Raw genomic sequence first — 13,589 nt, 5'->3', positions numbered from 1 at the left:
GGGCTGGTGAGCGCGAGGGTATCAGTGGCACGCGCCCGCCGCCAGGGCGCGGGTGACAGGCTGCTGTCACACCCGAGGCAGCGATCCGATCGCCACCGGGCGGGCGGCGGCAGAATGCAAGGCATCAATTCACGTCACGCAAAGGAAGCCCCATGGGCATGATTCACTGGACAGAAAAACCCACCGCCACGCTGACCGGCGGCGGTGTCATCGGCCCCGACGAGCGCCTGCCGTGGGGGCAGACCACGGTCATGGGCGTTCAGCACCTGATCGCCATGTTCGGCGCCACCGTGCTGGCCCCCATCCTCATGGGCTTCGACCCCAACGTCGCCATCCTCATGAGCGGCATCGGCACTTTGATCTTCTTCGTCATGACGGGCGGCAAAGTGCCCAGCTACCTCGGGTCGAGCTTTGCCTTCATCGGCGTGGTGATCGCGGCCAGCGGCTACCAGGGGCCAGGACCGAACGCCAACATCGGCGTGGCGCTGGGCGGCATCATCGCCTGCGGCTTGCTCTACACGCTGATCGGCGCGCTGGTACAAGTGATCGGCACTGGCTGGATCGAGCGCCTGATGCCACCGGTGGTGACCGGCTCGGTGGTGGCGGTGATCGGCCTGAACCTGGCGGGCATTCCCATCAAGAACATGGCGCCGACCAACTTCGACGCCTGGATGCAGGGCATCACCTTCGTGAGCGTGGCGCTGGTGGCCGTGTTCACTTCGGGCATGGTGCAGCGTCTGCTGATCCTCATGGGCCTGATCGTGGCCAGCGTGATCTACGCCTTGCTCACCAACGGCTTCGGTCTGGGCACACCCATGGACCTCTCGGGCATCGCCAGTGCGGCCTGGTTCGGCCTGCCGAACTTTGCTGCGCCGGTGTTTGAAGCCAAGGCCATGAGCCTGATCGCGCCGGTGGCCATCATCCTGGTGGCAGAGAACCTGGGCCACGTCAAGGCCGTGACCGCCATGACCGGCAAGAACCTCGACCGCTACCTGGGCCGCGCCTTCATGGGCGACGGCATCGCGACCATGGTGGCGGGCAGCGCTGGCGGCACCGGCGTGACCACCTACGCCGAAAACATCGGCGTGATGGCCGCGACCAAGATCTACAGCACCGCCATCTTCCTGGTGGCGGGCTGCATGGCCATCCTGCTCGGCTTCAGCCCCAAGTTCGGCGCGCTGATCCAGGCCATTCCACTCCCCGTGATGGGTGGTGTGTCCATCGTGGTGTTCGGCCTGATCGCGATCGCGGGCGCCAAGATCTGGGTCGACAACAAGGTGGACTTTTCCGACAACAAGAATCTGCTGGTGGCCGCGATCACGCTGATCCTGGGCACGGGCGACTACACGCTGAAGTTTGGTGACTTCGCGTTTGGCGGCATCGGTACGGCTACCTTTGGCGCCATCGGTCTGTACGCCCTGCTCAACCGGCGCGCTTGAACGGGAACCGACCCCACTTCGGGGTCGGACACCAGGTGCGCCGCCTCAGGGTTTTCCGCCTTTTGCTTTAGCCTTCAACTATTCAACAATGAATCGAGACCATCCGGTGCGCTGACTCTGCGGGGTTGCCGCGCCCTTCTTTCCGAGGTGACCCATGAAGATCGTCTGCATCGGGGGCGGCCCCGCCGGCTTGTACTTTGGCCTGCTGATGAAGCAGATTAACCCGGCACACGAAGTGACCGTGGTCGAGCGCAACCGGCCCTACGACACTTTCGGCTGGGGCGTGGTGTTTTCAGACGCCACGCTGGAGAACATGCGCGCCTGGGACCCGGCCACAGCGCGTGAAGTGGAACAGGCGTTCAACCACTGGGACGACATCGAGCTGCGCTTCAAGGGTCGGCGCATCCGCTCGGGTGGCCATGGCTTTGTGGGCATCGGGCGCAAGAAGCTGCTCAACATCCTGCAGGCGCGCTGCGAACGCGTGGGCGTGAAGCTGGTGTTTGAAACCGACGTGGCTTCCGACACCGACTTCCCAGACGCCGACCTCATCGTCGCCAGCGACGGCATCAACTCGCGCATCCGCACCCAGCATGAGGCCGTGTTCCAGCCCGATATCGTGGTGCGGCCGAATCGCTTCATCTGGCTCGGCACCCACCGGCTGTTCGACGCCTTCACCTTCGACTTCCAGAAGACCGAACACGGCTGGTTCGCAGCGCACATCTACAAGTTCGACGAGCACACCACCACCTTCATCGTCGAGTGCCCGGACCACGTTTGGCTGGCCCATGGCCTGGACCGGGCCGACGCCGACGCGTCCATCGCTTTCTGCGAAACGCTGTTCGCCGACACCCTGCAAGGCGAGAAGCTCATGACCAACGCGCGCCACCTGCGCGGCTCAGCCTGGCTCAACTTCCAGCGTGTGACCTGCCAGCAGTGGTCGCTGCAAAACACCAACGGCAGCCACGTGGTGCTGATGGGCGACGCGGTGCACACCGCCCATTTCGCCATTGGGTCGGGCACCAAACTCGCCATCGAAGATGCGATGGAGCTGGCCAAGCAGTTTCAGATCGCCGGCGACACGCCCGAACACATCCCCGAAGTCTTGTCGCGCTACCAGGCGGTACGCGCCATCGATGTGCTGCGGCTGCAGAACGCGGCCTGGAACGCGATGGAGTGGTTCGAGGTCTGCGGCCAGCGCTATTGCGACCAGCTCGAACCCGAACAGTTCATGTACTCCATGCTCACCCGCAGCCAGCGCATCAGCCACGAAAACCTGCGCCTGCGCGACCGGGGTTGGCTTGAGGGCTTTGAGCGCTGGTTTGCTGAGCGCGCACAGGCCGCTGCCAGCATCGCCCCCGCATCGCCGGCGCAGCACCGGGAATCAAGCCCGGTGCCACCCATGTTCACACCCTATTCGGTGCGGTCCATCCGCTTGAAAAACCGCGTCGTCGTCTCACCCATGGCGCAGTACCGAGCAGTCGATGGCCTGCCCACCGACCACCACCTGGTGCACCTGGGCGCGCGCGCGTTGGGCGGTGCCGCGCTCGTGATGGCCGAGATGACCTGCCCCAGCGCCGATGCGCGCATCACGCCCGGCTGCCCAGGCCTGTGGAACGACGCGCAAGGGGCAGCCTGGCAGCGCATCGTCGACTTCGTACACACCAACAGCGACGCCAGGATCGGCATGCAGCTCGGCCACGCCGGCCCCAAGGGCTCGACCAACGCACCCTGGGACCACAGCGGCGCCGACCGACCGTTGCCCGCGGGCAACTGGCCGCTGATCGCCGCCTCCGCCCTGCCCTACCTGGCCGACGGCCAGATGCCGCGCGAGATGACCACGGACGACATGGCGCGCGTGACCGCCGATTTCGTGGCCGCCACGCAGCGCGCCGATGCGGCTGGCTTCGACTGGCTGGAGCTGCACTGTGCCCACGGCTACCTGCTCTCCAGCTTCATCTCGCCCCTGACCAACCGGCGCAGCGACGCCTACGGCGTCTCGCTGGCCAATCGCTTGCGCTATCCCCTGGAGGTGTTCGCTGCGGTGCGCGCAGCCTGGCCTGCTGACCTGCCCATATCGGTGCGGATCTCCGCCCACGACTGGGTGGAGGGCGGTATCACGCCGGCTGATGCGGTCGAAATCGCGCGTGCGTTCAAGGCCTCCGGGGCCGATCTGATCGACTGCAGTTCGGGCCAGGTGAGTGCGGCCCAGAAACCCAGCTACGGCCGCATGTACCAGACGCCCTTCGCCGACCGCATCCGCCAGGAAGCGGGGATTGCCACCATCGCGGTAGGCGCCATCAGCGAGGCCGACCATGTGAACAGCATCATCGCGAGTGGTCGCGCCGACCTGTGCGCGGTGGCCCGCCCCCACCTCGCCAATCCGGCCTGGACGCTGAGCGAAGCGGCCAAAATCGGCTTCACCGATCTCGCCTGGCCGGCGCCCTACCAGGCTGGCAAGCCGCAGATGGAGAGCCTGTTCGCACGCGAGAAGAGCCAGCAGGAAACGGCCGATGGCGGCACCGTGCTGCCGGCCCGCCCACTTCACCACCACGCCGACTGAAAGCACCCCATGTCCATCTGGACACAGCCGATTTCCTGCGACATCCTCGCGCGCATCCACGAAGGCACGGCGGTGCAGCACCTGGGCATCGAGTTTCTGGAAGTCGGTGAAAACTTCATCTCCGCGCGCGTGCCAGTGGATGCCCGCACGAAACAGCCTTACGGCCTGTTGCACGGCGGCGTGAGCGTGGTGCTGGCCGAAACGCTGGGTTCCTGCGGCGCTGCCTACTGCGTGCCCACTGGCCACCGCGCAGTGGGTCTGGACATCAACGCCAACCACCTCAAGGGCGCAACCGACGGCTGGGTCACCGGCGTCACACGGCCAGTGCACATCGGGCGCAGCACCCAGGTCTGGCAGATCGATCTGAAGAACGATGCGGGGGCGCTGACCTGCGTCTCGCGCATCACCATGGCGGTGCTGGCGCCATGCTGAAATGCAGCGGTGCGCCTCAGCTGCGCTCGCAACGCCCCTGCGCCGTGGCCAAGCCACGGAAGTCGCTCGCCCACGTCTGGGCGGCGGTGTCGATCTGGATGCGCTCGTTGTCCTGCGAGGTGAGGATGACGGTGTCGCGGATCGCAAAGGTGTAGACCGCCTGGCCGTCGATGGTCACCTGGCGGACGCGCCGCTGGTCGTAGTTGACTACGACGGTGCGCGTCCAGGTGGCGCGTGCCGGCAGGTAGACCGCTTCGCAGACCAGGGTGACGGTGTCCACCGGTGCGGGCACTGTGGCCGGCGCGGCCGCGACGGCCCACAGCGACCAGGCGGCCAGCGAAGCCAGAAGCCCGCGCGTGGCGCGTTTCAAGGGCCCTCCGTCGCCTGCGCCGCCATGCGTTCGCTCTTCCAGTACACATCGTCGCCGCCATGCATGCGATTGAGCACACGCGCCAGCACGAACATCAGGTCGCTCAGCCGGTTGAGGTACTGGCGCGGAGCGTCCTTGATCGCTTCCTCATTGCCCAGCGCAACCACCGCGCGCTCGGCGCGACGCGCCACCGTGCGGCACACGTGGGCCAGGCTGGCCGCGCGGGTGCCGGCCGGCAGGATGAACTCCTGCAGCTTGGGCAGGGTGGCGTTGTGTTCGTCCAGCGCGTCATCCAGCGCGGCGACCGCTTCGGGCTTGAGCAGCTCGAAGCCGGGGATAGACAGTTCGCCGCCGAGGTTGAAGAGCTGGTGCTGGATCTCCACCAGCAGCTCGCGCACGCCATCGGGCAGCTCTTCGCACAGCAGAACGCCGATGTTCGAATTGAGCTCGTCCACGTCGCCCATGGCGTGTACGCGCAGACTGTTCTTGGAGACACGGGAGTTGTCCCCCAGGCCGGTGGTGCCGGCGTCGCCGGTGCGGGTGGCGATCTGTGTGAGTCGGTTGCCCATGGGTGGCTCGCTGATGAATTTTCGAAACAAACGTTCATTGTGCGCGATTCACGCTGCGTAACAAGCCGCTCGCTTTTGTGACCTGCGCAAGCAAGCTGTCATTCGAGCAACAAGCGGCAAAACCATTGGCACTGCTGGAATCGTTGCTATGAAATGCGCAGACCTTCCCGATTCCGGGTGGGGATTTTTCAACCGATTGGAGTCACACACATGTCCTACCGCAAACACATCGCCGATTTTGAAAAACGCAGCGTGGTGCTGTTCACAGCCTGCACCCTGGGCTTCGCAGGCGCGGCTTTCGCGCAAAGCACCGCGGCGGCCGCCGGGAGTGAACAGGATAGGGCCGCCATGTTCAAACAGGCCGACACGAACGGCGACAAGGCGCTGAGCATGGACGAGGCCAAGGCGATGCCGGCCGTGGCCGAGCAGTTCAAGGCCATTGATGCCAACAGCGACGGGGCCATCTCGGAGGCCGAGTTCATGGCGGCCATGAAGGCCAAGTAAGCCCTGGCGTGGCACGGGTTGGCGAGGGCCCGCGCCACGCCGTTTTTTCAGGGTCGGCGGTACACTGATCTGCTAACTGAGAATTCGCCTGGAGACCGCCCGTGAATGCCCCCACCTCGCTCACCCAATTTGCCCCCGACATCCAGCAGCGCGCCGTGCCCGCCGAGCTGATCGCTGGACTGCAATCGCGATTCGGTGCCCAGTGCTCCACCGCCCAGGCGGTGCGCGACCAGCACGGTCGCGACGAGTCGGCATTCACCGTGCCGCCACCGTCCGCCGTGGTGTTTGCCGAGAGCACGCAAGACGTGGCCGATGCCGTGAAGCTTGCTGCCGCACACCGGGTGCCCGTGATCCCTTTTGGCGTGGGCTCCTCGCTCGAAGGCCACCTGCTCGCGGTGCAAGGCGGTATCAGCATCGACGTGAGTCGCATGAACCAGGTGCTGGCGGTGCAGGCCGAGGATCTGACCGTCACCGTGCAGCCGGGCGTGACCCGAATGGCGGTGAACGCTGCGGTGAAGAGCGAGGGCCTGTTTTTTCCTATTGACCCAGGCGCCGATGCATCCATCGGCGGTATGGCGGCCACCCGCGCGAGCGGCACCAACGCGGTTCGCTACGGCACCATGCGCGAGAACGTGCTGGCGTTGGAAGTGGTCACTTCCAGCGGAGAGATCATCCGCACCGGCACCCGCGCCAAGAAGAGCAGCGCCGGCTACGACCTCACCCGCCTGATGGTGGGCAGCGAAGGCACGCTGGGCGTGATCACCGAAGTCACGCTCAAGCTTTATCCACTGCCCGAAGCGATTTCAGCCGCCACCTGCTCGTTCCCCACCATCGAAGCGGCCGTGCGCTGCGTGATCCAGACCATCCAGCTCGGCGTGCCGATTGCGCGCTGCGAGCTGATCGACGCGGGCACCGTGCGCATGGTCAACACGCACAGCAAGCTCGGCCTGCGCGAAGAACACATGCTGCTGATGGAGTTTCACGGCTCCCCCGCCAGCGTGAAGGAGCAGGCCGAAACCGTGCAGGAGATCGCGGCCGAGTTCGGCGGCCAGTCGTTTGAATGGGCGACCACGCCGGAGGAGCGCACCCGCCTGTGGACCGCGCGGCACAACGCCTACTTCGCCGCGATCCAGAGCAAGCCCGGCTGCCGCGCGATTTCCACCGACACCTGCGTGCCGATCAGCAAACTCGCCGACTGCCTGCTCGACTCGGTGGCCGAGGCCGACGCTTCTGGATTGCCTTACTTTCTGGTCGGCCATGTGGGCGATGGCAACTTCCACTTTGGCTACCTGATCGACCCCGACAACGCGCAGGAGCGCGGCATCGCCGAGGCCCTGAACCACCAGCTGGTCACGCGTGCGCTGGCGCTCGAAGGCACCTGCACCGGCGAACACGGTGTGGGCCTGCACAAGATGGACTTTCTGCTGACCGAAGCGGGCGCCGGCGCGGTCGACATGATGCGCACCATCAAACTCGCGATGGACCCGCACAACATCCTCAACCCCGGCAAGATTTTCCGGCTTTGATCGGGCAGTCAGCCAGGCGCTGACCACCCCGGCGTAGCCGCTTCCCCCATGGGAGGGAAGACTCATCGGGGGGCGAGCGCGCGTGAGTTTTGTCCGATCTCAGGCGCACGGGCAGACAGTACACTTCGCGTTTCTTTGTGCTGTCACACATTTGCCCATGAAACACCTGATCATCTGTCTGTTGCTGGCCACGGGCGCTGCCCAGGCCCAGACCGCCGAAAAGACCATCCGGATTTGTGACGCTTCAGGCTGCTCGGATCGACCGCGCAGCTCGTCCACTTTCGACCCCGCCGCCAGCAGCGATCCCGAGGGCGACAAACGCATCGCGGCACTGACCGCCGTGGCAGAAAAAGACCCCCGTGCGGCGCACGACCTGGGTCTGCGCTATTTCCGTGGCGACGGCGTGCCCCAAAACACATTCCAGGCTCTGCAATGGATGCGCAGCGCCGGCGAACGCGGCGACCTGCGGGCGCAAAACGCGCTCGGCCGCTTCTACCTCAGCGGCCTGCAGGAAATGGGCGCCGACCCAGCCGAGGCCGAACGTTGGCTGACGATGGCCGCTGGCCGTGGTGACAAGGAAGCCGCCAAGCTGCTGCCCGAGGCCACCGCCGCCAAGAACGACGAACAAGCCGCCTACCGATGGCGCGAAGCGCACCGCAAGACCTGGTACGGCTACTGGTACGCCGGCTATCCGTACTACTGGGTCTGGGGCCCCACCGGCTGGTACTACCGCTGATTTTTCGTTTTCCACTTTTCAATTCACCAGAAAGCGCGACCATGAACAACAAAACCTCTGCCACCCTGCGCTGGAGCGCCCTCGCGGCCAGCCTCTTGCTTGCCGGCTGCGTCACCCCAGGTGGCATGGTGTCCACCGGCACCAGCCCCACCGCTGCCACGGGCGGGGCCGCGGGAGGCACCAGTGCTGGCGCCAATCCCAACCTGGAGCGCTGCAGTGCGCCGATGGGCACGCTGGCGGTGGACGATGGCCGCGGCAAGGAGTGGTACGCCAGCTTCGGGCAAGCCACCCAGGTCACCAGCATCGAGCCCCTGCTGCGGCTGGCGGTACAACAGTCCAACTGCTTCGTGATCACCTCCATCGGCAACAACCGCACCGAAAGCAGGCTGTCCAACATCACCGACAAGCAGCGCAACTCGGGCGAGTTCCGCGCCGGCTCCAACCAGCAGAAGGGCCAGCGCGTGGCGGCGGACTACTTCATGGAACCCGCCATCATCATCAACAATTCGGCCACTGGCCAGCTGGCTGGCAGCCTGGCCGGTCTGATCGGTGGTGGCTTCGGCGCCTTGGCTGGCGGGCTCCAGACCAAGGCTTCGGTGGTCACGCTGACCATGTTCGACATCCGTTCGGGCGTGCAAATCGCCATTTCCGAAGGCAACTCGACATCGACCAACTTCGGCGCTGCGCTGGGTGCCTTCGGTGGCGGCGCAGCGGCGGGCCTGGGCGGCTTCTCACGCACGCCTGAAGGCAAGGCCACTGTGGCAGCGTTTGTCGACGCCTACAACAGCATGGTGATCTCGTTGCGCAACTACAAGGCACAGGAAGTCAAGGGTGGCCTGGGCCGCGGCGGCACGCTGAAAGTGGGTCAGTGAGAACCGTCCGTTCGGTCTGAAAAGGCGCCTGCGGGCGCCTTTTTCTTGGCCGCTCGGGCGACGCCACTTCAATCCGTCGGCGGCGTCTCGCGATCGCGCAGCGGCACACAGTAAGCCCAGACCGTGCGCGCCCGGTCGCTCGCCAGCACGGCATCAGGCTCCAGTTCGAGCGCAGGAAACTCCAGGCTCACCAGCCAGGCACCGGGTGCCAGTTCAGCACGGGCTTTGTCCACCGCCTTACCCATGCTTTCCGGTCGCTGAAAAAGGTAGACCATCTGGTAGCCAGACCAGTCGGCGCGCCAGATGTCACCGCGTCGCACCCGCGCCCAGGGGCAGCGCAGCGCACACAGCCAGCGCAGCGGCCAGCTCCATTCCAGCCCATGCAAGTCCGCCTCAGGGTACACCCGGCGCAACGCGATCAGACCATCGCCCACACCGCACCCGGCCTCCAGCACACGCGCTCCAGGCGGCAGCGGCGCTCGCTCGCCCAGGCCCCGCAAACCATCGCGAGGCGTGGGGAACAGCGGCGCATCGCGCCAGGCATTGAGCGGGTAGATCAACAGCAACAGGGCCAGCGGCAGCAACCAGTAGGCTGGCGCCAGGGTGAGCGCGCCACTGGCCGCCAGCGACAAAGGGAAGCCGCCGGCCACGATCAGCCGGCGCCACCAATTGGGCGCCAGCAGGCTGCCGGCCACACCCAGCGCGCAGGCCAGCAGCAGGGCCGCCACTGGCCCCAAGCCCGCTTGCATGGCGAGCGTGTAGACCACCCATGCCGCCGCCCAGACCAGCAGGGCTGGCAAGGGCCAGGCCATTCGCAGCATCACGTGAACAAGGGTGACTCAGCGCCCGTTGCCGTGACCGCGCAGTCGGTCGATCAGGCCATTGAGTTCATCGAGCGAGCCGAACTGGATCGCGATCTCGCCGAGCTCCTCAAACCGGCCGTGGCGCTTGACGCGCTTTTTCACCCGCACTTCGACGTCGGCGGTCAGCAGGTCGGCCAGTTCTTCTTCTACCCGGCGCACATCGCGCGATTTCTCTTTTTTCAGCTTTTGCGGCGCCAGTGCAAACTCGGCGCTCAGCTTTTTCACCAGGCTTTCCGCTTCCCGGACCGACATTTTCTTGCCTGCGATCTGGTTGCCCGCTGTGATCTGGGTGGCTTTGTCCAGCGTGAGCAAAGCGCGGGCGTGGCCCATGTCCAGGTCGCCGGCCATCAGCATGGTCTGCACCGGCTCAGCCAGCTGCAGCAGGCGCAGCAGGTTGCTGGCCGCGCTGCGCGATCGCCCCACGGCCTGTGCAGCTTGCTCGTGAGTGAGCCCAAACTCCTTCACCAGTCTCTGCAAACCCTGGGCTTCTTCCAGCGGGTTCAGGTCTTCGCGCTGCATGTTCTCGATCAGCGCCATGGCCGCGGCGGCCTCGTCGGGCACGTCGCGCACCAGCACCGGCACGCTGTCCAGCCCGGCCAGTTTGGAAGCCCGGAAGCGTCGCTCGCCCGCGATGATCTCAAATTTGCCCGCGTTCGGACCGTCGGCCAGCTTGCGCACCAGGATCGGCTGCATGACCCCCTGTGCCTTGATCGACTCGGCCAGTTCGTACAGTGCCCCCTCGTCCATGTGGGTGCGCGGCTGGTACTGGCCGGCCACCAGCTCGGTCAGCGGCAAACTGGCAGGTGACTGCGTCGACCGACCGACCTCCTGGGCGTCGGGCGACGCAGCCTCCGCCACTTTGGGGCCCAACAGGGCTTCGAGTCCGCGGCCGAGGCCCTTGGGTTTTTTAGTGACCATGGTTTCAGATCTCGTTGTCGTTGTAGCCAGCCTCGCGCTGGTGGCGGATGCCCAGCACGATCACGCGCATCTGAGCCGGGTCAAAGGTATATCGGGCCAGGTAGCCACCCCGGCCCCGGCTGATGATGAGCTCGCGGTGGCCAGGTGACACCGGGCGGCCCACGCCCGGCTGGTGGGTCAACACCCTGAGCCCGTCCAGCAAGAAGGCCAGCAGCTCCGCCGTTAGCGGGTCTTGCGTGGTCCAGAGAAATTCTTCCAGACGTTCCAAGTCGGCAAGGGCTTCGGGGCTGAAGACAACATCGATCATCGGCGTTCAGAGCAGCTTTTTCGGCACCAGGCGCACGGGGCGCTCAGCCTGGCCTGCGCGAAATTCCGCCATTTGGGCGAAATACGCCTGTACATCCTCCAGGCGGTGACCCAAGCCCGTGGCCAGCATCTGGCGCTCCGCAGCCAGCGTATCCTGCGTGAACTGCTCACGCAGGCGCACCCTCTCGGATGCGTCTGCCAGCGTCTGCACCATGTAGGCATGGCTGCTCAGGCCCTGCTTACGAGCGTCTTCATCGATGGCGGCCTTGAGTTCGGCGGGCAGTTTGAGGCTGGTGGCGATGGTGGGGGGCATGGTGTCACTCCTTGGTAGTCAGGTTTGACTACCTAGCAACGAATTATGCACTTCCGCTTCGTCAAATGCAGGCTGCCGGGCGCACCGACGGCGCGGCCGCTTTCCTGCGCATCGAGCGAGGCGGCTTCTGCCACTTTGGGGCCCAACAGGGCTTCGAATCCGCGGCCGAGGCACTTGGGATTTTTGGTTGCCATGCTCATGCTTTCGTGGTGATCAGTTCATTCAGCCAGGCCAGGCCCTGGGGCCAATCGCCCAACCCCGACTCGGCGTTGATGTGGCCGCACTCGCCCAGATCGACCAATCGCGAACCCCAGGCCGCCGCCACGGTCTGGGCGCGGGCGAATGCAGCAAACGGGTCGTCGCGGCTGGCGACGAGCATGCTGGGAAACGGCAGGCAGTCCAGGGGGATCGGTGCCCAACTCGGCAAAACGCTGCGCACGTCATCGCGCTCGGTGTCGGGTGGCGCCACCAGCAACGCGGCTTGCACGCGAGGCCTGTTCCGGGAGTGTGCCGCCCAGGCGGCGGTGAGGATGCAGCCCAGACTGTGCGCCACCAAAACCACGGGGCCCTCGCAGCCCAGCACCACTTCTTCCAGGCGCGCCATCCAGTCGCCGCGCTTAGGCGTCATCCAGTCGTGCTGATCGACGCGGCAGTAGCCGTGTTGCGCCTCCCAGTGACTTTGCCAGTGGTCGGGGCCGCTGTTTTGCCAGCCGGGAAGGATCAGGACGTTCTGAGGTTTCACGGGAAACCAGGGCCTGCCATCAAGGCTGTGCAATGCGCGCCACCATTTCGCTGGCAAACGCCAGATAGGCCAGACTGCCCTTGGCAGCAGGGTCGAACACCACCCCGGGCAGCCCGTAGCTGGGGGCTTCGGCCAGCCGCACATTGCGCGGGATCACAGTGTCGAACACCTTGTCGCCAAAATGGCTCTTGAGCTGGTCGCTCACCTGCTGCTGCAAGGTGATGCGGGGGTCGAACATGACGCGCAGCAGGCCGATGATTTTCAGCTCGGTGTTGAGGTTGGCGTGCACCTGCTTGATGGTGTTGACCAGGTCGGTCAGGCCTTCGAGCGCAAAGTACTCGCACTGCATCGGCACGATCACGCCGTGCGCCGAGCACAGGCCGTTGAGCGTGAGCATCGAGAGCGAGGGCGGACAGTCGATCAATATGAAGTCGTACCGATCGGCCACCTCGGCCAGCGCGGCTTTGAGCCGCTTTTCGCGCCGCTCGACCTCCACCAGCTCAATCTCGGCGCCGGCCAGCTCACGGTTGGCACCGAGCACGTGGTAACCACACTTCTCGGACAACACCGCTGCCTCGTCCACACTGGCCGACTCCAGCAACACGTCGTAGACCGAGAGCGCCAAGGCGCGTTTGTCCACGTTCGAACCCATGGTGGCATTGCCCTGCGGATCAAGGTCGACCATGAGCACGCGCTGCCCGATCTTGGCCAGGCCAGCAGCGAGGTTGACGGTGGTGGTGGTTTTGCCGACCCCGCCCTTCTGGTTGGCCACGCAAAAGATCTTCGCCATCTGTTCGGCCCTGGTTGCTTATTTGGAAATGGCCAGCTTGAAGCCAAAACCGATGAGAAAAACACCAGCGAGCTTGTTCAGCGTCTGGGTGATGCGGGGGTTGGCGCGCACGCGCTCGGCCAGAAAGTGGGTCAACAGGACCGCAGCGAGGCCGTAGAAAAAGGTCAGTACCGCCACCGTGGCCGCCATGGCGCCGAAGGTGATGAGGCCCTGGTGACTCGCCGGGTCGACGAACAGCGGGAAAAACGCCATGTAGAACACGATCGCCTTGGGGTTGAGCAAGGTGATGGTCAGGGCCTGCTGAAAATACTGCCGCGGGCGGATGTGGAGCACGGGCGCATCGCCTGCCTTGGCGGTCAGCAGCTTCCAGCCCAGCCAGGCCAGATAGGCTGCGCCCAGCCATTGCACCGCGTAAAAGGCCGCCGGGTAGGCCACAAGCAGCGCGGCCACACCGGCTACCGCCAGCCACATCAGCACCTGGTCGCCCGCGATCACGCCCAGCGTGGCGGCCAGCCCGCCGCGCACGCCACCCTTGCTGGTGGAGGTGATGAGCGCCAGATTGCCCGGGCCAGGAATGGCCAGAAACAGCACGATGGCAGCGACAAACGCACCGTAATCTGCAATGCCGAACATGGGTTTCCCTCCAGGT

General features: G+C 65.4%; 16 protein-coding genes. 7 read left to right on the top strand and 9 right to left on the bottom strand.

Going from position 1 to position 13,589, the window contains the following annotated elements; genetic code table 11:
• The first annotated feature begins 152 nt into the window (after window positions 1-152).
• From QUV25_RS15880 to QUV25_RS15870, 3 genes are all read left to right on the top strand, one after another.
• Window positions 153-1,439, top strand: a complete 1,287-nt coding sequence (locus QUV25_RS15880) for a solute carrier family 23 protein (protein ID WP_300865382.1) — start codon at window positions 153-155, stop codon at window positions 1,437-1,439.
• Between the two features lie 154 nt (window positions 1,440-1,593).
• Complete coding sequence (locus QUV25_RS15875) at window positions 1,594-3,999, top strand: bifunctional salicylyl-CoA 5-hydroxylase/oxidoreductase (RefSeq protein ID WP_300865381.1); 2,406 nt, start codon at window positions 1,594-1,596, stop codon at window positions 3,997-3,999.
• A 9-nt stretch (window positions 4,000-4,008) separates the two neighbouring features.
• The gene (locus QUV25_RS15870) at window positions 4,009-4,431 is read left to right on the top strand and encodes a hotdog fold thioesterase (protein WP_300865380.1); all 423 of its coding nucleotides are present in this window, start codon (window positions 4,009-4,011) and stop codon (window positions 4,429-4,431) included.
• A 16-nt stretch (window positions 4,432-4,447) separates the two neighbouring features.
• On the opposite strand, the gene QUV25_RS15865 is transcribed toward QUV25_RS15870, so the two are convergent.
• Together QUV25_RS15865 and QUV25_RS15860 are read right to left on the bottom strand one after the other, a co-directional pair.
• Window positions 4,448-4,801 (bottom strand): hypothetical protein, encoded by a 354-nt coding sequence (locus tag QUV25_RS15865; RefSeq protein ID WP_300865379.1) that lies wholly within the window; start codon window positions 4,799-4,801, stop codon window positions 4,448-4,450.
• Window positions 4,798-5,370, bottom strand: coding sequence for a cob(I)yrinic acid a,c-diamide adenosyltransferase (locus QUV25_RS15860; RefSeq protein WP_300865521.1), 573 nt, complete (start codon window positions 5,368-5,370; stop codon window positions 4,798-4,800). The genes QUV25_RS15865 and QUV25_RS15860 overlap by 4 nt, the downstream gene beginning before the upstream one ends.
• A gap of 210 nt (window positions 5,371-5,580) precedes the next feature.
• On the opposite strand from QUV25_RS15860, the gene QUV25_RS15855 reads away from it, so the two are divergent.
• The 4 genes from QUV25_RS15855 to QUV25_RS15840 all read left to right on the top strand — a co-directional run bounded on the left by QUV25_RS15855 (window position 5,581) and on the right by QUV25_RS15840 (window position 9,008).
• On the top strand, window positions 5,581-5,874 hold the full coding sequence (locus QUV25_RS15855) for an EF-hand domain-containing protein (protein ID WP_300865378.1): 294 nt from the start codon (window positions 5,581-5,583) through the stop codon (window positions 5,872-5,874).
• Between the two features lie 101 nt (window positions 5,875-5,975).
• Entirely contained in the window at window positions 5,976-7,400 is a 1,425-nt protein-coding gene (locus QUV25_RS15850) for an FAD-linked oxidase C-terminal domain-containing protein (RefSeq protein ID WP_300865376.1), read from the top strand.
• 157 nt (window positions 7,401-7,557) lie between these two features.
• Entirely contained in the window at window positions 7,558-8,136 is a 579-nt protein-coding gene (locus QUV25_RS15845; RefSeq protein ID WP_300865374.1) for a sel1 repeat family protein, read from the top strand.
• A 41-nt stretch (window positions 8,137-8,177) separates the two neighbouring features.
• Window positions 8,178-9,008 (top strand): hypothetical protein, encoded by an 831-nt coding sequence (locus QUV25_RS15840; RefSeq protein WP_300865372.1) that lies wholly within the window; start codon window positions 8,178-8,180, stop codon window positions 9,006-9,008.
• A 68-nt stretch (window positions 9,009-9,076) separates the two neighbouring features.
• On the opposite strand, the gene QUV25_RS15835 is transcribed toward QUV25_RS15840, so the two are convergent.
• The 7 genes from QUV25_RS15835 to QUV25_RS15805 all read right to left on the bottom strand — a co-directional run bounded on the left by QUV25_RS15835 (window position 9,077) and on the right by QUV25_RS15805 (window position 13,573).
• On the bottom strand, window positions 9,077-9,829 hold the full coding sequence (locus QUV25_RS15835) for a class I SAM-dependent methyltransferase (protein WP_300865520.1): 753 nt from the start codon (window positions 9,827-9,829) through the stop codon (window positions 9,077-9,079).
• 18 nt (window positions 9,830-9,847) lie between these two features.
• Window positions 9,848-10,789 carry a ParB/RepB/Spo0J family partition protein gene (locus QUV25_RS15830; RefSeq protein WP_300865371.1) on the bottom strand — a complete coding sequence of 314 codons (942 nt, stop codon included), beginning with the start codon at window positions 10,787-10,789 and terminating at the stop codon, window positions 9,848-9,850.
• Window positions 10,790-10,793: 4 nt separating this feature from the next.
• Window positions 10,794-11,096: a type II toxin-antitoxin system RelE/ParE family toxin gene (locus QUV25_RS15825; RefSeq protein ID WP_300865369.1), complete on the bottom strand. Its 303-nt coding sequence runs from the start codon at window positions 11,094-11,096 to the stop codon at window positions 10,794-10,796.
• A 6-nt stretch (window positions 11,097-11,102) separates the two neighbouring features.
• Window positions 11,103-11,408: a ribbon-helix-helix protein, CopG family gene (locus tag QUV25_RS15820; RefSeq protein ID WP_300865368.1), complete on the bottom strand. Its 306-nt coding sequence runs from the start codon at window positions 11,406-11,408 to the stop codon at window positions 11,103-11,105.
• 196 nt (window positions 11,409-11,604) lie between these two features.
• A complete protein-coding gene (locus QUV25_RS15815) occupies window positions 11,605-12,150 on the bottom strand; it encodes an alpha/beta hydrolase (RefSeq protein ID WP_300865367.1) in 546 nt (181 codons plus the stop codon).
• A 19-nt stretch (window positions 12,151-12,169) separates the two neighbouring features.
• On the bottom strand, window positions 12,170-12,940 hold the full coding sequence (locus QUV25_RS15810; RefSeq protein ID WP_300865366.1) for an AAA family ATPase: 771 nt from the start codon (window positions 12,938-12,940) through the stop codon (window positions 12,170-12,172).
• 18 nt (window positions 12,941-12,958) lie between these two features.
• Complete coding sequence (locus QUV25_RS15805) at window positions 12,959-13,573, bottom strand: LysE family transporter (protein ID WP_300865364.1); 615 nt, start codon at window positions 13,571-13,573, stop codon at window positions 12,959-12,961.
• Window positions 13,574-13,589 lie beyond the last annotated feature (16 nt).

The organism is Hydrogenophaga sp. (genome assembly GCF_030373245.1).
In the GTDB taxonomy this organism is placed as follows: domain Bacteria; phylum Pseudomonadota; class Gammaproteobacteria; order Burkholderiales; family Burkholderiaceae_C; genus Hydrogenophaga.
The sequence above is the reverse complement of the archived record's forward strand: the minus strand, read 5'-3'. Positions and strand labels throughout refer to the sequence as shown.

Coding starts and splice junctions, on each gene's coding strand:
- QUV25_RS15880 (WP_300865382.1), top strand. CDS start 153: ATGGGCATGATTCACTGGACAGAAAAACCCACCGCCACGCTGACCGGC.
- QUV25_RS15875 (WP_300865381.1), top strand. CDS start 1,594: ATGAAGATCGTCTGCATCGGGGGCGGCCCCGCCGGCTTGTACTTTGGC.
- QUV25_RS15870 (WP_300865380.1), top strand. CDS start 4,009: ATGTCCATCTGGACACAGCCGATTTCCTGCGACATCCTCGCGCGCATC.
- QUV25_RS15860 (WP_300865521.1), bottom strand. CDS start 5,370: ATGGGCAACCGACTCACACAGATCGCCACCCGCACCGGCGACGCCGGC.
- QUV25_RS15855 (WP_300865378.1), top strand. CDS start 5,581: ATGTCCTACCGCAAACACATCGCCGATTTTGAAAAACGCAGCGTGGTG.
- QUV25_RS15845 (WP_300865374.1), top strand. CDS start 7,558: ATGAAACACCTGATCATCTGTCTGTTGCTGGCCACGGGCGCTGCCCAG.
- QUV25_RS15840 (WP_300865372.1), top strand. CDS start 8,178: ATGAACAACAAAACCTCTGCCACCCTGCGCTGGAGCGCCCTCGCGGCC.
- QUV25_RS15835 (WP_300865520.1), bottom strand. CDS start 9,829: ATGCTGCGAATGGCCTGGCCCTTGCCAGCCCTGCTGGTCTGGGCGGCG.
- QUV25_RS15830 (WP_300865371.1), bottom strand. CDS start 10,789: ATGGTCACTAAAAAACCCAAGGGCCTCGGCCGCGGACTCGAAGCCCTG.
- QUV25_RS15825 (WP_300865369.1), bottom strand. CDS start 11,096: ATGATCGATGTTGTCTTCAGCCCCGAAGCCCTTGCCGACTTGGAACGT.
- QUV25_RS15820 (WP_300865368.1), bottom strand. CDS start 11,408: ATGCCCCCCACCATCGCCACCAGCCTCAAACTGCCCGCCGAACTCAAG.
- QUV25_RS15810 (WP_300865366.1), bottom strand. CDS start 12,940: ATGGCGAAGATCTTTTGCGTGGCCAACCAGAAGGGCGGGGTCGGCAAA.
- QUV25_RS15805 (WP_300865364.1), bottom strand. CDS start 13,573: ATGTTCGGCATTGCAGATTACGGTGCGTTTGTCGCTGCCATCGTGCTG.